General features: G+C 48.8%; 17 protein-coding genes. 10 read left to right on the top strand and 7 right to left on the bottom strand.

The window, feature by feature from the left end; all coding sequences use genetic code 11:
* The 4 genes from SD53_RS05695 to SD53_RS05680 form a co-directional block, all read right to left on the bottom strand.
* Positions 1-457: VWA domain-containing protein (locus SD53_RS05695; RefSeq protein ID WP_046519259.1), on the bottom strand; the 457-nt coding region annotated here is incomplete at its 3' end.
* On the bottom strand, positions 457-915 hold the full coding sequence (locus tag SD53_RS05690; protein WP_052749270.1) for a DUF4381 domain-containing protein: 459 nt from the start codon (positions 913-915) through the stop codon (positions 457-459). The genes SD53_RS05695 and SD53_RS05690, both read right to left, overlap by 1 nt.
* Entirely contained in the window at positions 902-1,843 is a 942-nt protein-coding gene (locus tag SD53_RS05685) for a DUF58 domain-containing protein (RefSeq protein WP_046519269.1), read from the bottom strand. Before SD53_RS05685 ends, SD53_RS05690 begins: the two co-directional genes overlap by 14 nt.
* Before the next feature lie 10 nt (positions 1,844-1,853).
* On the bottom strand, positions 1,854-2,807 hold the full coding sequence (locus SD53_RS05680) for an AAA family ATPase (RefSeq protein WP_046519258.1): 954 nt from the start codon (positions 2,805-2,807) through the stop codon (positions 1,854-1,856).
* 211 nt (positions 2,808-3,018) lie between these two features.
* Between SD53_RS05680 and fadI the strand changes: the two genes are divergently transcribed.
* From fadI to SD53_RS05655, 5 genes are all read left to right on the top strand, one after another.
* On the top strand, positions 3,019-4,329 hold the full coding sequence (gene fadI / locus SD53_RS05675) for an acetyl-CoA C-acyltransferase FadI (RefSeq protein ID WP_046519257.1): 1,311 nt from the start codon (positions 3,019-3,021) through the stop codon (positions 4,327-4,329).
* Positions 4,329-6,452, top strand: a complete 2,124-nt coding sequence (gene fadJ / locus SD53_RS05670) for a fatty acid oxidation complex subunit alpha FadJ (RefSeq protein ID WP_046519256.1) — start codon at positions 4,329-4,331, stop codon at positions 6,450-6,452. Before fadI ends, fadJ begins: the two co-directional genes overlap by 1 nt.
* 198 nt (positions 6,453-6,650) lie before the next feature.
* Positions 6,651-8,783 (top strand): S9 family peptidase, encoded by a 2,133-nt coding sequence (locus SD53_RS05665; protein WP_206539901.1) that lies wholly within the window; start codon positions 6,651-6,653, stop codon positions 8,781-8,783.
* A 162-nt stretch (positions 8,784-8,945) separates the two neighbouring features.
* On the top strand, positions 8,946-9,137 hold the full coding sequence (locus SD53_RS05660; protein WP_046519254.1) for a hypothetical protein: 192 nt from the start codon (positions 8,946-8,948) through the stop codon (positions 9,135-9,137).
* A gap of 237 nt (positions 9,138-9,374) precedes the next feature.
* Positions 9,375-9,722, top strand: a complete 348-nt coding sequence (locus tag SD53_RS05655; RefSeq protein ID WP_046519253.1) for a MaoP family protein — start codon at positions 9,375-9,377, stop codon at positions 9,720-9,722.
* Positions 9,723-9,796: 74 nt separating this feature from the next.
* On the opposite strand, the gene SD53_RS05650 is transcribed toward SD53_RS05655, so the two are convergent.
* Together SD53_RS05650 and SD53_RS05645 are read right to left on the bottom strand one after the other, a co-directional pair.
* Positions 9,797-12,031, bottom strand: a complete 2,235-nt coding sequence (locus tag SD53_RS05650; protein ID WP_082101788.1) for a putative bifunctional diguanylate cyclase/phosphodiesterase — start codon at positions 12,029-12,031, stop codon at positions 9,797-9,799.
* 54 nt (positions 12,032-12,085) lie between these two features.
* Complete coding sequence (locus SD53_RS05645) at positions 12,086-14,857, bottom strand: insulinase family protein (protein WP_082101787.1); 2,772 nt, start codon at positions 14,855-14,857, stop codon at positions 12,086-12,088.
* Between the two features lie 172 nt (positions 14,858-15,029).
* On the opposite strand from SD53_RS05645, the gene sixA reads away from it, so the two are divergent.
* Complete coding sequence (gene sixA, locus SD53_RS05640) at positions 15,030-15,521, top strand: phosphohistidine phosphatase SixA (protein WP_046519251.1); 492 nt, start codon at positions 15,030-15,032, stop codon at positions 15,519-15,521.
* Here the strand turns inward: sixA and smrB are convergent.
* Positions 15,518-16,054, bottom strand: coding sequence for an endonuclease SmrB (smrB, locus tag SD53_RS05635; protein ID WP_046519250.1), 537 nt, complete (start codon positions 16,052-16,054; stop codon positions 15,518-15,520). The two genes, sixA and smrB, sit on opposite strands and share 4 nt — an antisense overlap.
* Positions 16,055-16,089: 35 nt before the next feature.
* Here smrB and prmB point away from each other — a divergent pair, with 35 nt between their 5' ends.
* The 4 genes from prmB (at position 16,090) to SD53_RS05615 (ending at position 20,645) form a co-directional block, all read left to right on the top strand.
* Positions 16,090-17,058, top strand: a complete 969-nt coding sequence (gene prmB, locus SD53_RS05630) for a 50S ribosomal protein L3 N(5)-glutamine methyltransferase (RefSeq protein WP_046519249.1) — start codon at positions 16,090-16,092, stop codon at positions 17,056-17,058.
* A 28-nt stretch (positions 17,059-17,086) separates the two neighbouring features.
* Entirely contained in the window at positions 17,087-18,184 is a 1,098-nt protein-coding gene (gene aroC, locus SD53_RS05625) for a chorismate synthase (protein WP_046519248.1), read from the top strand.
* Between the two features lie 93 nt (positions 18,185-18,277).
* Positions 18,278-19,441: an MFS transporter gene (locus tag SD53_RS05620; RefSeq protein WP_046519247.1), complete on the top strand. Its 1,164-nt coding sequence runs from the start codon at positions 18,278-18,280 to the stop codon at positions 19,439-19,441.
* 79 nt (positions 19,442-19,520) lie between these two features.
* On the top strand, positions 19,521-20,645 hold the full coding sequence (locus tag SD53_RS05615; protein WP_046519246.1) for an ATP-NAD kinase family protein: 1,125 nt from the start codon (positions 19,521-19,523) through the stop codon (positions 20,643-20,645).
* Position 20,646 lies beyond the last annotated feature (1 nt).

Genomic DNA, 20,646 nt, shown 5'->3' with positions numbered 1-20,646 from the left:
TGGTCAGATCATAAGTGAGCGGCGTTTGCTGATAGGCGGCGTCACCAAATAAGATAAGCCCGATCCGATCGCCTTTGCGTTGCTGAATAAAGTCAGTGACAACCAGTTTTACCGCCTGCAGCCTGTCTATGCTTTGCCCCTGATGTTGCATATCACTGATCGCCATCGAGCCAGACAGATCCAGCGCCAGCATTAAATCACGGCCTTGTTGTGGCAAAGTCACTGTTTCCCCCAGCCATTTAGGTTGAGTGGCTGACAGCACTAAAAAACACCAGCACAACAACGCCAGCAAGGTTTTAGCAGAGCGGGGCGCTTTGCTGACGAAACCTGGACTCTGACCTCCGGCCAGAATTAACGCTTTGTGTTTAAGTGGGCTGCCTTGCTGCTGAGTGTTGCGACGCAGCAGCAAGGGCAGAGGCAGCAAAACAAACAACCAGGGGTAGCTGAATTCAAACATCAGAGCTGCTCCAACTGTTTAACGGAGACTTTGTTCAGCCATGTTGTGACAAACTGCAGATAGAGGCTGAAATCGGCTTCAGCGGGGTCTGGTTTATATAACAGACTTTGTAAGTCGGGTAATGGCTGCTGCGGTAATTGCTGCTGCAAAAAGTCCTGCCATTGTTTGACTGGCGCAGATAACGCCTGATGTCGCGGGCTGTAGCAACGCAGCAGCCGTTTTAGCAGCTCATTCAGTTCAGCGCTTTGCCCTGGCGCTTTGATCAGGCGCAATTCCGCTTTAGCCTGACGTAAAGGCAAAGCTTTTTGCCAGCCTATCCAGAAAAAACGAAAACCATAGGCGAGTACTAAAATCAGCACTACCGTAAGCAACCACCAGCCTGGTGCCGGTGGCCAGAAGGTATTCAAAACCGGCTCTTGAATATCCGCTAAAGCCAGTTGGGGGTCAGTGTTCGCCATCAGGCCAACTCCTGTTTAATTGTTCAATTAAAGGCAAAGCTGCACTGAGTTCTAAATAGCGGCAGTTGAGTTTTTTTAAGTTCTGTTGCAAGGCCTGCTGCCATTGGAGTTGTTGCTTTTGATAACTGTCTTTTAATACGGCAGACCCCAAATCCAGCGTCTTTAACGCCACACCGTCGGTCACCGCAGCCAAACCGGAGGCAGACCGCGGCAAGTGTAAATCCAGCGGGTCTGTGATCTGCACGCAACGTATTTCATTATGCTGGCGCATCGCTTGCAGGTGGCGCAAGCCTTGTGCGTCAAGTGCGCTGAAATCTGAGATCACAAAAATAAGCGCACCAGGGCGGGCTAACCGACGCATTAAACCTAAAGCGTGGTTAATGTTGGACTCTGCCTGCATGCCCTGGTTGTGTTGAATTTTAATCAGCGCATTTAAATAACGTAACACCGCTTGACTGCGGGCTGCGGGTTTAAGCTCCAGCAATTGCTGTTCACTAAAGACCAGCCCACCGAGTTTGTCGCCGGTTTCACGCACATGCCATGCTAACAAGGCTGCTAAATGGGCAGCCTGCACCGATTTCAGCAGTAGTTTTGTGCCAAAACGCATCGATTCCGACAGATCCGTCAGGATAAACACCGGACGTTCTTTTTCTTCACGGAATAGCTTAGTGTGCACTTTGCCAGTGCGGGCTGTCACCCGCCAGTCGATGGTACGTACATCATCACCGCTTTGGTAATGCCGTACTTCATCAAACTCCATACCACGGCCTTTCGTGCGGGCCAGATAGGTGCCCGCAAGTTTGCTCTGAATCGCCATTTTGGGCGCTAAATCCAGCAAAGCATGATGACGCTGATAAGCCAAAAGCTGCGGTAAATCCAAATGGATACCGTCTGTGGCCAATTGTTCAAGCTGAAGTTGGGTATTCATCAACAGCACATCAGGCAACCGGGACCAGTTTTAAAATCTCTCTGAGCACATCATCAGTGCTTAAGCCCTGAGCTTCGGCGTCATACGTTAAGATCAGACGATGACGTAACACATTAAAAAATACCGCCTGAATATCATCCGGTGTAACAAAATCCCGGCCTTCTAACCAGGCCTTGGCGCGGGCGCAGCGCTCTAACGCAATACTGGCGCGTGGACTGGCACCATAAGCTATCCATTTGGCCAGTTGTTCGCTGTAGGCTTTGGCATTACGGGTCGCCATCACCAGCTGCACTATGTAGTTTTCTAGGCTCTCGGCCATATGCAGTTTTAAAATGTCCTGACGGGCAGCAAAAATATCGGCTTGACTGATAGGGTTTAATTTAGCTTTATCATGAGCTAAAGCTTCACCCCGGGTTAAACGCAAAATCGCCAGCTCAGTGGCGGCATCCGGGTAATCCACTTTCAGGTGCAATAAAAAGCGGTCTAATTGAGCTTCAGGTAAAGGGTAAGTACCTTCCTGTTCCAGCGGGTTTTGCGTGGCCATCACTAAAAACAGTTCAGGCAGGGCATAGGTTTTGCGACCCACTGTAATTTGCTTTTCCGCCATCGCCTCTAATAACGCCGATTGCACCTTAGCCGGGGCGCGGTTAATTTCATCAGCCAGGATAATATGATGAAACAACGGACCGGCCTGAAATTCGAACTGGCCTGTTTCAGGACGGTAGATATCTGTGCCTGTTAAATCAGCGGGCAATAAGTCAGGGGTAAACTGAATCCGATGAAAACGACCTTCAACCCCCTGAGCTAACGCATTGACTGCGCGGGTTTTGGCTAAACCTGGTGGGCCCTCGACCAGTAAATGGCCGTTAGCCAGTAAAGCCAATAAGATCCCTTCTGTCAGCCCATGCTGACCTAAGACCTGACTGTCCAGATAGTCTTTTAACGCGGAGAATGCCTTTACCATAATACCCACTACTGTTTTTTAGTTATCGTCATGACTTATTGTTGTTTATTTTCCAAGCAGTTAGCCTGGAAAAAAGCTAGGCTAAGACCACTTGCATTTATATAAGGTTCAGGAGCTTTTAAAACAAGTGTTTTAATTTGCCTGATCTCTGGTTACAATCGAGCTATCCACAGGTCAGACCTGTCACGGTAAACACAGAAAGAGGACTTTTATGGCCGCGCCACTACAACTTACCACTCGCCAGGGAGATCGTATCGCCATAGTGCGTGGTCTGCGTACTCCATTTGCAAAGCAAGCCACTGAATTCCATGGCGTTTCAGCGCTGGAACTGGGCAAACTGGTGGTCAATGAATTACTGATCCGTAGCGAATTGTCGCCCAAGTTAATAGATCAACTGGTTTTTGGTCAAGTTGTACAAATGCCGGAAGCGCCCAATATCGCCCGTGAAATTGTGCTAGGTACAGGCATGAATGTGCATACCGATGCCTTTAGTGTGACCCGCGCCTGCGCGACCAGCTTCCAGTCTGTGGTCAGTGTGGCGGAAAGCATGATGGCGGGCGTGACCGAAATCGCTATCGCCGGCGGTGCAGACTCAAGCTCAGTATTGCCTATTGGTGTCAGCAAAAAATTGGGCCGCGCTTTGGTGGATTTAAACAAAGCCAAAACTTTTGGTCAGAAACTGGCGATCTTCCGCCGCTTGGGTTTAAAAGATTTATTGCCGGTACCACCTGCAGTGGCTGAGTACACCACAGGTTTGTCGATGGGCGACACCGCTGAACAAATGGCCAAAACCCATGGTATTAGCCGTGCTGACCAGGATGCTTTGGCACACCGTTCCCATAGCCTGGCTGCACAAGCCTGGAAAGATGGTTTGCTCAAAGATGAAGTGATGACCGCTCATATTGAGCCGTACAAAACCTTCCTGGAAATCGACAACAATATCCGGATGGATTCGAAGCTGGAATCCTACAGCAAGTTAAAACCTGTTTTTGACCGTCAATTTGGTTCTGTCACCGCTGCCACCAGTACGCCATTAACAGACGGTGCTTCTGCGGTATTGATGATGACCGAAAGCCGCGCTAAGGCGATGGGGTATGAAGTGCTGGGGTATATCCGCAGCTACGCTTTTGCTGCTATCGATGTGTGGGAAGATATGCTGATGGGACCTTCTTATGCAACGCCTATCGCACTGGATCGGGCTGGTCTGAAACTGTCGGATTTAACCCTGATTGAAATGCACGAAGCTTTTGCCGCCCAGGCATTGGCCAATATGAAAATGTTTGGCAGCAAAACTTTTGCTGAACAAAAATTAGGCCGCGCCGAGGCCATAGGTGAGATTGATATGGCGAAATTTAACGTCATCGGCGGCTCTTTAGCTTACGGCCATCCGTTTGCCGCGACTGGTACCCGTTTAATCACCCAGACGCTTAATGAATTAAAACGCCGTGGCGGTGGTATTGGTTTAACCACGGCCTGTGCGGCCGGTGGTTTAGGTGCTGCCATGATTGTGGAGACTGAATAATGACTCAGCCTACTTTTACCTTAACAGTAAGACCTGATCAGGTTGGTGTGATCAGCATGGATGTGGCAGGCGAGAGCATGAATGTGCTCAAAGCTGCGTTTGCTGATGAAATTAAATCGTTACTCAGCGAGATTAAAAATAACAAAGACATCAAAGGTCTGGTGATTATCAGCGGCAAAGCGGATTCTTTTATCGCCGGTGCTGATATTTCAATGCTGGATGGCTGCACTACAGCGCAGCAAGCCGAAGACATAGGCCGTATGGGCCAACTGGTGTTTAACCAGTTAGAGGCTTTGTCTATTCCGTTGGTGGCTGCTATTCATGGCCCCTGTTTAGGCGGTGGTTTAGAGCTGGCTTTAGCCTGTCATGCCCGGGTTGCGACCACAGACAACAAAACGGTATTGGGCTTACCTGAAGTGCAGTTAGGTTTATTGCCTGGCAGCGGTGGTACTCAGCGTTTGCCTCGTCTGGTCGGTATTCAAAAAGCTTTGGATATGATTTTAACCGGCAAGCAGTTGCGTGCGGCCCAGGCGAAAAAAATCGGTTTAGTCGATGCTGTAGTGCCGAAAAGCATTCTGCTGGAGGCGGCTGTGCAATTAGCGCTCAAAGGCAAACCAGCAGCGCGGGATGTGAAACTGAATTTTGTCGGTAAAGTGCTGGAAAAAACACCTTTTGGCCGCGCTATTGTATTTAGCCAGGCTGAAAAACAAACCTTAGCGAAGACGCATGGCAATTACCCGGCCCCGCTGAAAATTATCAAAGCCATTAAAGCGGGGGTCGATGGCGGTTTTAATAAAGGTCTGGATGTGGAAGCCAAAGCTTTTGGTGAGCTGTGCATGACCTCTGAGTCCAAAGCCTTACGTTCGCTATTTTTTGCCACCACTCAGATGAAAAAAGAGACAGGGGCAGGGGATGTGCAGCCGCATAAAGTGCACAAAGCCGCTATTTTAGGTGGTGGTTTGATGGGCGGTGGTATTGCTAATGTCACAGCGACCAAAGCTGGTGTGCCGGTACGAATTAAAGACATCAACCAGCAAGGTATTTCCAATGCGATGAAATACAGCTACAGCCTGCTGGAGAAAAAACTGCGTAAACGTTTTGTCACTAAAACTGAAGTGCAAAAACAGATGTCCTTGCTGACCGGCACCACAGATTACAGCGGTTTCCATGATGTAGATTTAGTGGTTGAAGCGGTATTTGAAGATTTAAACTTAAAACAGCAGATGGTCGCAGATATTGAGGCCAATTGCTCTGAGCAGACCATTTTTGCCAGCAATACCAGTTCATTGCCAATAGGCCAAATTGCCGCCAAAGCAGCGCGCCCGGAAAATGTGATTGGTCTGCATTACTTCTCGCCTGTGGATAAAATGCCGCTGGTGGAAGTCATAGCCCATGAAAAAACTTCGGCTGAAACTATAGCCACTACTGTGGCTTTTGCCCGTAAGCAAGGCAAAACGCCGATCGTCGTCAAAGATGGCGCAGGTTTTTACGTCAACCGTATTCTGGCGCTGTATATGAATGAAGCGGCCAATATACTGCTCGAAGGTGAACCGGTCGAAGCGCTGGATAAAGCTCTGGTGAAGTTTGGTTTCCCTGTCGGTCCTATTACCTTGCTCGATGAAGTGGGCATAGACGTAGGCGCTAAAATATCGCCCATTCTGTTGAATGAACTGGGTGAGCGTTTTGCTGCCCCAGCAGCATTTGACCGCTTACTGGCAGATGGTCGTAAAGGCCGCAAGACAGAAAAAGGGTTTTACCTGTATGGCGCCAAAGCCAAAGGGAAAAAGCAGGTCGATGCCTCAGTCTATAGCGTATTGGGTTTAAACCCAGCAGCTAAGCTCAGTGGCGATCAAATCGCGCTGCGCTGCGTGGTGCAAATGCTAAACGAAGCCGTGCGCTGTTTAGAGGAAGGCATCATCAGCAGCGCCCGTGACGGTGATATAGGCGCTATTTTCGGTATCGGCTTCCCGCCTTTCTTAGGTGGCCCGTTCCGCTATATCGATCAGATGGGGGCCGCAACTTTGGTAGCGCACCTGCGTAGCTTTGAAAGCCGTTTTGGCGCACGTTTTGCGCCAAGCAAACTGCTGCTGGAAAAAGCAGAGCAAAACGCCAGTTTTTATTAAGTCCCCCTCTTAATAGAGAAGGCTCTGTAGTGACAGGAGCCTTTTCTTTTTCTGCTATACGCATTCTGCTTTGACGCCGCATTGTTTTGTTACATCTTATTCGTCGTATCACCCGCTGTTACAGTGGTTGTAGAACTGCTGGTGTGTTAACGTTTTGTTGTTTAAACCATCACCTTCAGAGACAAAAGAGAGAAAAACATGCCTAATCCGCTTCGGATCCTCGGTTATGGAGTTGCTATGCTCAGCAGTGTTCAATTGATGGCTGCTATGCCATCTGCAGCCCCTGTGGCACCAGTCAAACCTTATGTCGTGAAATCAGCACATGGCGACAGACAAGACCCTTATTATTGGCTACGTGACGATAAACGACAGGCTGCTGAAGTGCTGGCTTACCTTCAGGCTGAAAATCAGTATTACCAGCAGTATGCCGACCAGTACAAAAGCCTGAGTAAAACTTTAGCCGATGAAATTATTGGCCGTGTTAAACAAGACGACAGTACAGTGCCTGTGGTGAAGGGAGATTACTCTTATTACACCCGCTATGAGCAAGGCAAAGAGTATCCTATTTATGCCCGTAAGCCCAAAGCAGGTGGTGCGGAGCAGGTGATGCTCAATGTCAACGAACTGGCCAAAGGTAAGGATTTTTATCAGATAGGCAATTATCAGGTCAGCCCTGATCAACAGCTAGTGGCTTATGCAGAGGACAGCACGGGCCGGCGTAACTACAGCATTAAAGTGCGGGACCTGCGTACAGGCAAAGACTTAGCCACAGCTATCCCAGGCGCAGAAGCCTCGATTGCCTGGTCAGCAGATAGCCGTCAACTGTTTTATATTGAAAAAGACCCGCAAACTTTATTGGGCACCAAAGTGCGCCGCCATACGCTGGGACAAGCTGTGGCGAAAGATGAGGTGCTGTACGAAGAAAAAGACAGTAGTTTTTATATGGGGGTGGGCAATACCGCAGATGACAAGTTTGTAGTGATTTGGCTCGGCAGTACCGTATCGAATGAAATGCTCGTGCTCAAATCTGATGACAAACAAGGCCAGTTTCAAGCCATCGCACCCCGCCAACGCGATTTCAAATATGAGGTGGAGCACATAGGTAACCGTTGGGTCATTATGACCGACTGGGATGCACCGAATTATCGTCTGATGACGGTCAATGACGACCAGATTGGCGATCGAAGCCGTTGGCAGCCGCTGCTGCCACATGATCCGGATGTATTTATTGAGTCGTTCCAGCTTTTTACCGACTATCTGGTGATCAACGAGCGCAGCAATGGTTTGGACAGAGTGCGTTTGATGCCCTGGGCTGATTTAACCAAGGTTCAGTATGTCGGATCCGACGAAGCGGCTTATGTCGCCAAAACTGACAACAACCCAGAGCAAAACAGCCAGTGGTTACGTTACAGCTACACCTCCTTGACCACGCCACCTTCCGTCTATGAAATGCATATGAAAACGGGGGAGAAGCGTTTATTAAAGCAGCAGGAAGTCTTAGGTGGTTTTGATAAACATCACTACCAAACGGAGCGGGTCTGGGCCACTGCCAAAGACGGCACAAAAATTCCGGTCAGTTTGTTGTATAAAAAAGGCCTGAAAAAAGACGGTACTGCGCCTTTGTATCAGTATGCTTATGGTTCCTACGGTATTTCCAGCGCACCGTCGTTTCGCAGCACAGTGCTGTCTTTGGTAGACCGTGGTTTTGTTTATGCTATAGCTCATATTCGCGGTGGTCAGGAGATGGGCCGTAGCTGGTATGAAAACGGCAAACTGCTGAAGAAGATCAATACCTTCACTGATTTTATCGATGTGACCGACTATCTGGTGGCTGAAAAATATGCCGCAAAAGATAAAGTGTTTGCGATGGGCGGCAGTGCCGGTGGTTTGCTGATGGGGGCTATTGCTAATATGGCACCGGAAAAATACCGCGGTTTGGTAGCTCATGTGCCTTTTGTCGATGTGGTGACCACTATGCTGGATGAGTCTATTCCGCTGACTACCAATGAGTTTGACGAGTGGGGCAATCCAAAACAAAAAGTCTATTACGACTATATGTTGTCCTATTCGCCTTATGATCAGGTGAAAAAGCAGGCTTATCCGGCCATGTTCGTCACGACGGGTTTGCATGACTCACAAGTCCAGTATTTTGAACCGGCAAAATGGGTGGCAAAGCTGCGTACCGTCAAAACCGATCAGAATCCGTTGTTGTTCCGCACCACGATGGAAGCCGGTCATGGTGGCAAGTCAGGGCGTTTCTCCCGCATGATTGAAATTGCCGATGAATATGCCTTTATATTGTCGTTGTTAGCCGCGCCGCCAGCCTCCTAATCCAGAGAAAAACCAAGGCGCTGCATCTGTTGTCAGCGCCTTGGTTTTTTCAACCCGACTCAGACTTTCGTCGCAGCCGTAGTTTTTTTCCAAGCCAAGCCCTGAGCGGTCTGGTATAGTGCTGCGGTTTTTTTCAGCAGTGCGGATCTGCGGGAGTGTGCTGTGGTTGTTATCCTGAGTATTTTTTGTCTGAGCAGTGTCAGCGTCTATATTGCGGCTTTACGCACGGGTATGGCGGCGAAACGCTGGGCTTTAGCCGCTTTTTGTCTGGGACCGCTGGTGCTGCCGTTATTTCACAGTCATAAAAGACTAACGTTACGTCGTGCCTTTGGCCGCTTTTCAAATTTCTTTTAACGCTGATCCCGGCTTGTGTCCTCTCCGTATCAAAATTGGCAATTTAAAGTGATTAAAAGGGTTATTCGTCAAGCAGTTGCGTTTATTTTCTGAGCAAAATGCGCCTTCTGTGACAGTACAAAATCATTTCTTTTGACAAAGCAAAATTTTTGTTTGACGAGTCTGATTTTGTTTACCATACTGCGCACAGTTTGATTCGGATAGCTGTAGATACAACTAAAGTAGAGGAAAAAAGTGATGCAGCAAAGTTTTGTCGCTAACCGTCGCTTTTTCGATGACCAGAACTTCCCTAAGGGATTCACCAGGTCCGGGCGCTTTACTCTGGCAGAGGGTAATCTGCTGGAAAAACATGGCAACGCCATGCAGGAACTGGAAGCAGGCTCACGCCAGCCAGTCAATGAAGAAGAACAACGTTTTATCGCTGTTTGCAAAGGTGAACAAGAGGCAACCAGCCAGTATGAAAAGGTCTGGTTGAAGTACAAGCAACGTCTGCAGGAAAAACGCAAATTCCATACCGTGTTTGGTAAGAAGCGTATTGCAGATGGTGGTGAAGACTTCTCCTTCGTAGATAACGACGCAGATTAAAGTCATGCACCATAACATGGGGTCAAGGCACAGTGTAAACAGTGAACACTGTGCCTTGACCCAATTTTTTTCCGCTAAGGAACTGCGGTGAGTTTTGGTTTTTGTTGTTTCTGTTGTTTTAAGAACAGACCAAAATCATGAGCCGATAATGGCTTACTGTAGAAATAGCCCTGAATAATCTCACAGCGTAGCTGTTTGAGCTGCTGTAATTGCTCTGCATGCTCCACTCCTTCGGCAACCACAGTCAGGTTCAGGTTGTGCGCTATAGTCACTATAGTGTCCACCATATTGCGACCACGGGCTGTGTTCATATCGTCGATAAAAGCTTTATCTATTTTTAAAGTATTGAGCGGAAATTGTTTTAAATAAGCTAAGGATGAATAGCCTGTGCCAAAGTCATCCATGGCTAAATGAATACCGCGGGCTCGAAGTTTTTTCATGGTATCTATCGCCAGCGTCGGCGATTGCATCACAGTGCCTTCGGTAATTTCCAGCTCCAGATGATAAGAAGGCAGTTCAGAGCGCTGCAGTATGTCGTCTATCTGCTCACACAAAAATGGCAACATAAACTGCTTAGCCGATAAGTTGACCGCCACCCGGCCATGAAACAGGCCCATGTCTATCCAGCGTTTGACATCCTCACAGGTTTTTTGCAAAACCACTTCGCCTATTTCCAGAATTTGACCTGTTTCTTCTGCCACAGGAATAAAAGAGGCTGGACTGATTAAGCCTTTTTTCGGCGTAATAAAGCGTACTAAGGCTTCCATACCCACCAGTTGACCTGTGACTATGTCCATTTTCGGCTGATAAAATACGGTGAAATAGTCCTCTTTTAAGCCATGACGGATCAGGTTTTCTACTTGTAAACGTTTTACCGCCAGCTTATTCATCGAGTCATTAAAAAACAGGTAACGGTTAGCACCTTCGTGTTTGGCGTGGTACATGGCGGTATCGGCGTTACGCAGCAATGCCTGCGGGTCGTTGCCATCTTCCGGATACAGCACTATGCCAATACTGCTGGTGATCGCCAGTTCATGTTGTTCAATGAAAAATGGCAGGTTTATTTGTTTTAACAGGTCTTTGGCCAGACTGGTGATACTGTGAATATCGTTGGTATTTTCCAGCACTACGGCAAATTCGTCGCCGCCCAGGCGATAGAGTTTGGCTTTAAAGCGGGTGAACTGGCTTAAACGTTCAGACAATTTACAAAGCAAGGTATCGCCCAGTTCATGACCGAGTGAATCGTTAATTTTTTTAAAGTTGTCTAAGTCAAACACCAGCAGGGCATGTTCCACCTGTTCGCGTACCAGTTGACTTAAGTGACTGGAAAAACGGGCCCGGTTGGGCAGACCCGTTAAGGTATCTGTATCGGCCAGACGGTTTAATTCGGCTTCGCGTTTTTTCCGCTCGCTGATATCCGAAATCACGCCAACAAACTGCTGTACTTGGCCTTGCTCGTCTTTGATCACGTCAAAACTCAGTTCGGCCTGATACAGCTCACCATTGTGCCTTTTGTCTTCAATTTCGCCCGCCCAGTAGCCTTGCTCCAGCAAGGACTGACGAATTTCATGTAAAAAGCGGGCAGGGTAGAGGCAGAGTTCAAACACAGTATGCAGCACAGACTCACGGTTTTTGCCTGTCATGCTGACAAAAGCCGGATTGACTTCTAGTAAGGCAAAATTGGTATCACAGACCATCACTGCATCTGAAATATTGTCCAGACAGCGGGCAAACAAGCTTAAACGCTCTTCGGTTTCTTTGAGTTGCTGAATATTTTTTAAAGTGCCGGTCATCCGAATAGCCTGACCTTGTTCATTGAGCTGCACCACTTTGCCACGGTCCAGTACCCAAATCCATTGACCGTTAGCGGCTTTTATCCGGTAACTTGCTTCGAATATAGGTGTCATGCCATGCATATGCTGTTGCAGGGCGCTGGTGACTCTGTCCAGATCCTGCGGATGAATTTCAGAGCGATTGGGCGGAAATTGCTGGCTGTCACCGGGTTTCTCTAACGGCTGATGCCAGGAGCTGGAGCGATACAACTGCCCGGCCTGCAGATCCCAATCCCATAATTCATCGCCGCTACCCCATAACGACAAGCGCAAACGCTCTTCGCTTTGCTCAAGTTTGGACTGATAGCGCCGCATCCGCACTATACTCAGATGCGCCAACACCAGAGCAACTATCGAAAGCACCGAAATCAGCGTCAGCATATAAGGTTGTAACTGCTCCCAGCTTGCGGCAATGGCAGGTAAAGGTAGGGCTGATACAACAGCCAAGAGCAGTGATAAAACTGGAGTCAGGCGCACAGTCAGACTTTTTTAATGAATGTCAAATCACGGTAACTAATGTTATCGGACCTGTCAAAGCCATTCCGATAATAAAGGTAATTTCTCTAATAAATTGAACGGGTTTTGTTCAGTCAAATGGCTATGATCCGGTTTTTCTCCTGTCGCAAGGAAAATGGCATCATAGTCCGGTGCCAGCAGTTGATAAAAAAACGCAATAAAATCAGCAAGGCTAAGCTGAGCCAGTGCCGTTTCAATCTGTTCATTTAAATCAAACTGGTGATCACCTTGTCCAATCGCCAGCCATAAGCGTTTTGCCCTGGCTCCCAGACTACTGTCGCGTTCTTTGATTTGGGTGGCCAGACCTTGTTTCATCTGGACAAATTCATCCTCCTCCAGCGCTTCCAACTCGCAGAGAAAGTTTTTATAAAACGCCAGAGTTGCTTGGTATAACTCAGCGCAGGATGCAGTCGGGCTCTGGATATAAAAGGCGATACCAGGCAACAGGTTCATCGGTACATAACCTGTACCAACTAAATAGCCGAGCTGCTGTTCGGTGCGCAGCACATGAAAATACTCAGGAGAGAGCAAATGATTCGCCAGCATAAACAGCGCCATATCCACAGGTTGTTTTTGCCTTGATGGCAAATAAATCACCAGGGCCTGATCGCTATGTTCAACCTGCACCTGAACCCACACCGGGCCTATTCCCTCGGTGTTAAAGCGCTGACGTGGCAAAGCGTTGCCTTGGTGTTGGCTGGATAACCACAATTGCAACGCCTGACTTAGCTCAAATGCATCCGTCTGGCGCCAGTTACCGACCATAAAAGCATCCAGATGAACCTGCTGCAATAATTGCTGATGAAACCGGAGAAAATCGTCGTAATGAAGTTGCTGCAGTGCGCCAGCCAGCCGATCAATATCCGGATTTAATGGCTGTAATAAAGAGGATAACTGACTAAAAAGTTTAGAGACGGGTTTGTTTTTACTATGATTTTGCCAGTGCCTGATCAACTGACGTTTGATTTCATCAAAACGCGGCTGCTCAAACTGACAACTGGCCATCTGAGATAATAAGTCTGTCACCAGTTTGATCTGATTACCCGCCAGACCACTGCTGTGCACGCTGATGCCATTGTGCTGAACATGCAAATGGTAAGTCAAACCTGCGGTAGTGGCGGCATAAAAACTTTCGTTGACCTGATCCTGAAACAACTCCAGCCATAACCGGCTGGAGGCCATATCCGCCACAGACTGAATACAACGGGGTAAATTCAGTTGAACAAAAATATGACCTTTTGGGGTTTTAAAGTCGGTATCGGCTTTAAACCATAACTTAAAGCCTGACTGCTGCGCCACAAGCTGGGGTTTGCTCATATGCTCAGTATCTGACAGTAAATTCAGCTCTGTCACCAGATAGGGGTTCGTGTGTGGCAGATGATTGCCTTCAGGCACCTTGGCCTGCTGGTACTGTTCGAGCTGCCCAGAGGTCAGCGACTGCACCCGATAAGGGGTTTGATACCAGCGTGCTTCCCGGTTCGCCTCTATATCGGGCGCTATATACATCACTCTCATATTGTCGGGGCGAAAATGAGCGAGTAATTCGCGATAAAGCGCCTCCGGTGGCCGATCCATCCGGTAGTCGCCATACACATAATCGTCCACCGGATAATGTTGCATATTGACAGACAAATCACAGGCCCCCTGTAAGGCTGTGCTGGGCTCCTGGTACAGATAACTCCACTGAACTAAACGTTGACGCTCCAGAAATAGTTGCTCTGGAAAGGGCGCCAGATGCAGCAATCGCAACTGACCAAACATAGCTTCGAGGATCTGATCTTTGGCGAGAAGCCCTTGCTCTGTCAGCTCAAACGACAAAGTAAAATCTTTGTAGTTACTGCCGTCTATGCCACCGCCAGCACTGAGCTGATTAACCCAGCCTTGATGTTTTAAAAAAGCCAGCAAAGAGCCCGGACCTTCATCCCCCAGTAAATGCGCCAAAAAGGAAATCAGCTTGTATTTGTACAAGGGTTGGATATCGGGCAAAGCAAAACTGGCGACCAGGCGCTGACTGAATTTGTGTGGGGCTATATCCAGTTGCAACGCCTGATGCTCAGCCAAATACAAAGGTTCAGACAAAGGGGCTTTGGCGCACACATGGTTGGGTAGCGCAGAAAAATACTGATGGACCAGCAGTTCCAGTTGTTGCAGCGGCAGAGGTGAGACCAGACAGAGCGTCATACGGCGGGTACCATAATGGCTGTGAAAAAACTGCTGCACAGCCTGTTGCAGGCTTTGCTCCGGGGTATCGCACAGAGTTGTTAAGTTACCCACCGAAAATTTGGCAAAAGGATGGGCTGGATTCACCGTTTCTTTGTGCACCTGATAAATGCGTCTGCTGTCGTCTTTGAGTTTCAGTGAAAACTCAGCCTCGATCGCCTGGCGCTCTTTTTCAATATAATCGGCACGAAACAAGGGGGCACGAAACATATCGGCGAATCTGTCCAGCGCCTGCTCAAAATAATCGGTGTCGATGTCAAAGAAAAAACTGCTGTGTTCTGTGCCAGTCCAGGCGTTATGACTACCACCGTGATGATTGATAAAATGCTGATAGTCGCCGGCATCCGGATACTTTGCCGTGCCCAAAAAAAGCATATGCTCAAGAAAATGCGCCAAGCCCTGACGCTCAACCGGGTCGTCAAAGTGGCCGACATTGACGGTCAGGGCAGCGGCACTTTTTTCAGCGTCCTGTTGATGTACCAGAAGAACGGGCAGGTCGTTGGCTAAAGTCAGCGCCAGATATTGACGCTTGTCGTTAGGGCTTTGCATTAACTGGCTTTTTTTCAATTTATGCCTCGTGACGGGAACCCTGAAAATACAGAATGCGAGGGTTCATCATAGCGATTAGGAATATAGTAACGCAATTTTATGCTTTATTAGCAGTTACTGTCGGCATTAACTTTCATTATCATAGCGCACTCTTTTCGCGAGTGTCGCGAAGTTGTAACTGGTAGCAACAATGGTTAATTTGGTTATTATGCGGCATGGCGAAGCTGAACCGCAGTACTTGAGCGACAGTGAACGACAGTTAACAGCAGCGGGTCTGGCCGAAGTCAGTGAAATGGCCCAGTGGCTGCATCACCACTATAGTGCATTTGACCAGATTTTCTCCAGCCCTTATCGCAGGACACAGCAAACTGCCGCAGTTTTGCTGCAAAAAGGCTTGTCGACACAGTCTGTCACGGTCAATACCGATCTGGTCCCTGAAGGCAATGCTCAACAAGTGGTTGATTTTCTTGACGTGCTTTACGCTGAAAACCCGCAGGCCAAAATTATACTGGTGTCACATATGCCATTGGTGAGCTTTTTAGTCGAAGCTTTTACCCGCAGCGGCCAGACACCGATTTTTGATACGGCGGGTGTCGCTTGTCTTGATTACCAGCCGCACAAAGGTGTGTTACTCGAATATGTTTGCCCCAGCATGATCCGACTGGTGAAATCGGTGTCCTAGACAGGGGTTTTGAGCAACACCAGCAAAGCACCATCCCGGCCCCATTCGGTGGGGGCCGTATGAAAAGCCCGCACATTCGGGTGTTGTACCAGCCAGTTTGGTACTCGTTTTGCCAAAATACCCAAGCCTTTACCATGCACTACGCAGGCACAGTTGAAATGCTGTTGCTCGCAGTACGCCAGTAAACCAGCCAGTTCAGTTTTGGCCTGTTGTTGGGTTAAACCATGTAAGTCCAACACTACAGCGGGGCGAAATTCACCACGTTTTAATTGCCTGGCTAAGGTTGGATCATCGCCTGTTTGCACAAAAGCCAGAGTTTGACTGTCGCTGAAAAAACCTTCGTATTGGTCTGAAAAGTAAAACAAATGGCTATCTGGACTGCTATTTGTTAAAGTAGCGGCCATTCTGACCTTGCCGGGCTGACGGGCAAAAGGTATCTTGTCCTGCTGCAAGGGGCGTGCGCCTGTTACCGAGTCACGGAACAGCTGTTTTTCTTCATCAGGAAGATCTGAAACTGGTGTTTTTTTTCGCATGCCCGAAGTCTAACCAATCACTAGAGTAAAACACAATGACAGAGCACCCAAGCAGCCATCTGACTGCGGAAATTATCGACGAAGCCATCCGCGAGCTGCATTCTATTCACGACTGGTTACGCTGGTCTGTCAGTCAGTTTAACAAAGCTCATATCTATTTTGGCCACGGTACTGACAATCCATGGGACGAAGCGGCCTTGTTGCTGGCGTACAGCCTGGATATAGCCCGTATCACAGAGAACCTGTTGCCACTGCGAGTCACCAGCACCGAAGCCCGAGTCTTTTGTGATTTGTTGCTGCAACGTATTGAACAACGTATTCCGGCTGCTTATCTGACGCAGCAGGCGTTTTTCTGTGGTTTGAGTTTTTATGTCGATGATCGGGTGTTAGTGCCACGTTCGCCGATAGGCGAGCTGATCAGCCGCAGCTTTGAGCCCTGGTTTAAAGATCATGAACCGGCGCGGATTTTAGATTTATGCACAGGCTGTGGTTGTATTGCAATCGCCTGCGCCAAACAGTTCCCCAATGCCGAAGTAGACGCGCTGGATATCAGCGAGGATGCGCTGGATGTAGCAATTTTTAACATAGAACAGCATGAGCTGGAGCATCAGGTATTCCCTATGTTGTCCGATGGTTATGATGCCATCAAAGGTCAGACCTACGATTTGATTGTGACCAATCCACCTTATGTGGACGCCGAAGATATGGCCGACTTACCGGATGAGTACCATCACGAGCCGGAGCTTGGCTTGGCTTCAGGCCAGGATGGCTTAGAGCTGACCCGCCGCATTCTGGCACAGGCCTCAGAGCATCTAAATGACGGTGGCTGGCTGATTTGTGAAGTGGGCAACAGCATGGTGGCATTGCAAGAGCTTTATCCGGATCTGCCATTGCAATGGCTGGAGTTCGAACGCGGTGGTTTAGGTGTATTTGCCATTAGTAAAGCGGATTTGGTAAAACATCAGCATCGCCTGAACGCACAGATCAAAGGCTTAATTCGTTAGAACAGAGAACAAGATTCAGGAGCAAAAGATGTCGGGGAATTCTATAGGCCAACTGTTTAAAGTGACCACCTTTGGTGAAAGCCATGGTCCGGCCATTGGTGGCATAGTGGATGGTTTGCCGCCCGGCTTAAAGCTCGATCTGGAACAAATTCAGTTTGAGCTGGACAGACGCAAACCTGGTACCTCACGTTACACCACGGCCCGTCGCGAAGATGACATAGTCAAAATTTTATCCGGTGTATTTGAAGGCGTGAGCACTGGTACCTCTATTGGTTTGCTGATTGAAAATACTGATCAGCGCTCACAGGATTACTCGGCTATTAAAGACCTGTTCCGCCCTGGTCATGCCGATTACACCTACTGGCATAAATTTGGCATTCGTGATTATCGGGGCGGTGGTCGCTCATCGGCCCGTGAGACCGCGGTCCGGGTTGCGGCTGGTGCTATCGCCAAGCAGTATTTAAAAGAAAAATTTGGTATTGAAATTCGTGGTTATCTGGCGCAGCTTGGCCCGATCAAAGCACAAAAGCTGGATTGGGATCAGGTCGAAAAAAATGACTTTTTCTGCCCTGATGTCGATGTGCTGGCGCAGTTAGATGAGTATATGCGTCAGTTGAAAAAAGACGGTGACTCAGTCGGGGCCCGTATTAATGTGGTCGCCTCTGGGGTGCCTGTCGGCTGGGGTGAGCCTGTGTTTGATCGTATTGATGCCGATATAGCCCATGCCATGATGAGTATCAATGCGGTGAAGGCTGTTGAAATTGGTGATGGTTTTGCCGTAGTAGAGCAGCGCGGCTCAACCCACAGAGATGAGCTGCGTTTAACTGGCTTTAGTGCGAATCATGCAGGTGGTACTTTAGGTGGTATCACCTCAGGGCAGGATATTAACGTCAGTATTGCACTCAAACCAACCTCTAGTATCAGCATTGCGGGTAAAACTATTACCACCAGCGGTGCAGAAACGGAGATGATCACCAAAGGCCGCCACGACCCTTGTGTAGGCATTCGGGCTGTGCCTATTGCGGAGGCGATGCTGGCGATAGTGCTGATGGATCATTTCCTGCGCCACAGAGCACAAAATGCCGATGTGATGGTGACAACGCCAGATATAGCAAGGCAGTCTTAACACTTTGAGGTAGAATACAAACGTCGCTTTATGCGGCGTTTTTGTTTTTTTAGCGGCGTAAATCCGCCGTAAATTTTTTGTAGTGGAAATCTAATGAAACTTGCCACCACCCCAGCCCTGGGACTTGCGTATTTTGCCTATTTTGCTGTGTTGGGTATTTTTGTGCCTTACCTGCCGATGTTTCTTGATGGCCGTGGTTTTAATTCTCACGACATAGGTTTGTTACTGGCGATAGTCACTACCAGCCGTATTATTGGCCCGAGCTTGTGGGCTATGGTGGTGGAGCGCAAAGGCGACCCCATCAGTGTCATGCGTTTTGGCGCTGTGCTGGCATCCATTGGCTGGTTAAGCAGTTATGTTGATGTTGGTTATTGGCCTCTGGTGCTGGGGTTGGGGTTGTTCAGTTTATTCTGGACTGCCATTTTGCCGCAGTTAGAGGTCAGCGCTTTTCATTATTTAAATAACGACAGTACTGTGTATGGCCGGGTCCGCAGTTTTGGTAGCGTCGGCTATATCCTGGTGGTGATGCTGGGCGGTTTGTTGCTACAACATTTTGGCTCCGAATTTTTACCCTGGGGCGCCACTGTGTTTTTGGCTTTGCTGCTGGGGACTTTGTTTTTATTACCGTCATTTACCCTAAAAAATACCGAAGGGCAGCAATCTATTCGTTTTCGAACCTTGTTTAAGCATCCGGTGTTTTTACGTTTTATGGCCGCGACCTTTTTAATGCAAATCAGTTTTGCGCCTTTTTATGGTTTTTTTATTTTGTATTGCCGCGATTTGGGCTACAGCGGCGTGACGTCGGGCATGATGATAGCGCTGGCTGTGCTGGCTGAAATTATTGCGTTTTTCTACGCAGGTAAGGTACTGCGCCGCTTTAGTTACCGGGTATTGCTGACGCTGTGTTATGGCCTGACGGTAATACGCTGGCTGATGGTGGCTTATCTGGCCCAGCACTGGTACTGGCTGGCATTTAGTATGCTATTCCACGCCGCCAGTTTTGCTTTGGCACATAGCTGCGCCATGCAGTTTATTCAGAACTTTTTCGCACCGGCACAGCGCAGCCGCGGTCAGGCTTTGTATGCTGGGGTTGTTTATGGTGGTGGTGGTGCTATCGGCGCTTATTGTGCCGGCGTATTGTGGGCCGATGGACCAGGCGCTACTTTAACTTTCGTCAGTGCTGCAGTGGCGGCTTTAGCTGCGACTCTGATGGCCTTTTCTCTGCCAAACAACCTTGGACAACAACAAAAGCTCTAGTTCATGCTCCAGTTCGCGCTGGGCATAGCTGTGGTAAAAGGCTACAATACGGCGTTTTTTTTATGCTGTAGAGGGTGTTGTGGCCAGTCTGTTTCGTTTAGGTTTAATTATCAATCCTGTCGCCGGAGTAGGTGGTGCTGTTGCGCTTAAAGGCAGCGATGGCGTGGTGGAACAAGCGCTGGCATTAGGGGCTGTGCCTCAGGCGCACCATAAAACCGCTTTGGCTCTGGAGCAACTGTTACCCCTGAAAGATAAGTTACAGATCCTGACGGTTGCTGGTGCTATGGGCGCTGATTTATTGGCCTCTTTAGGCTTTCAATTTCAGATTTGTTACACACCAAAATCCTGCCAAACCACCGCAGAAGATACAGAACAAGCGGCGATTGCGATAGCAGAGCAGGGCGTAGAATTATTGTTGTTTGCCGGTGGTGATGGCACAGCCCGTAATATCTGTGCTGCGGTTGGCGAACGCGCAACAGTGCTGGGTGTGCCTGCCGGTTGTAAAATTCACTCTGGGGTCTATGCCATCACCCCATCGGCTGCGGGTAAAGTGATTGCTCAGTTGGTCAAAGGTGAGTTAGTGACCTTAACCGAAGCTGCCGTAATGGACATAGACGAAACGGCCTTTCGCCAGGGCATAGTGCGCGCTAAACGTTTTGGCGAAATGCGTATTCCAGCCGAACTTCGGTATATTCAAAGTGTGAAAAACGGCGGTAAAGAATCGGAAGAGCTGGTGCTGGATGATTTAGCGGCTTACATCGCCAGTACCATGGAAGACAATGTACGCTACGTGATGGGCTCAGGCTCCACAGTGGCTGCCGTGATGAAACAACTCGGCCTGCCCAACACCTTATTAGGTGTGGATGTGGTGGAGAATGGTGAGTTGATTGCATCTGATGTCACAGCCACAGAGTTGCTGGAGCTGGTGCAGGATTACCCCAGCAAGCTGGTGATCACTTTGATTGGCGGCCAGGGCCATGTGTTTGGCCGGGGCAATCAGCAGTTAAGCCCGGCGGTGATCCGCGCAGTAGGCCGCAGCAATATTTGTGTAGTGGCCACTAAAACTAAATTACAGCAGCTTGGTGGTCGGCCTTTATTGGCTGATACCGGTGATGCCAGCCTTGATCAGCAATTGCAGGGGCTGTTGCCTGTGCTGGTCGGTTACAACGACTACGTGATGTACAGACTTGGTCTGGAGGAGTAAA

This window comes from Rheinheimera mesophila (assembly GCF_000986865.1).
Classification (GTDB): Bacteria; Pseudomonadota; Gammaproteobacteria; order Enterobacterales; family Alteromonadaceae; genus Pararheinheimera; species Pararheinheimera mesophila.
This window is presented reverse-complemented; position numbering and strand designations above follow the sequence as displayed.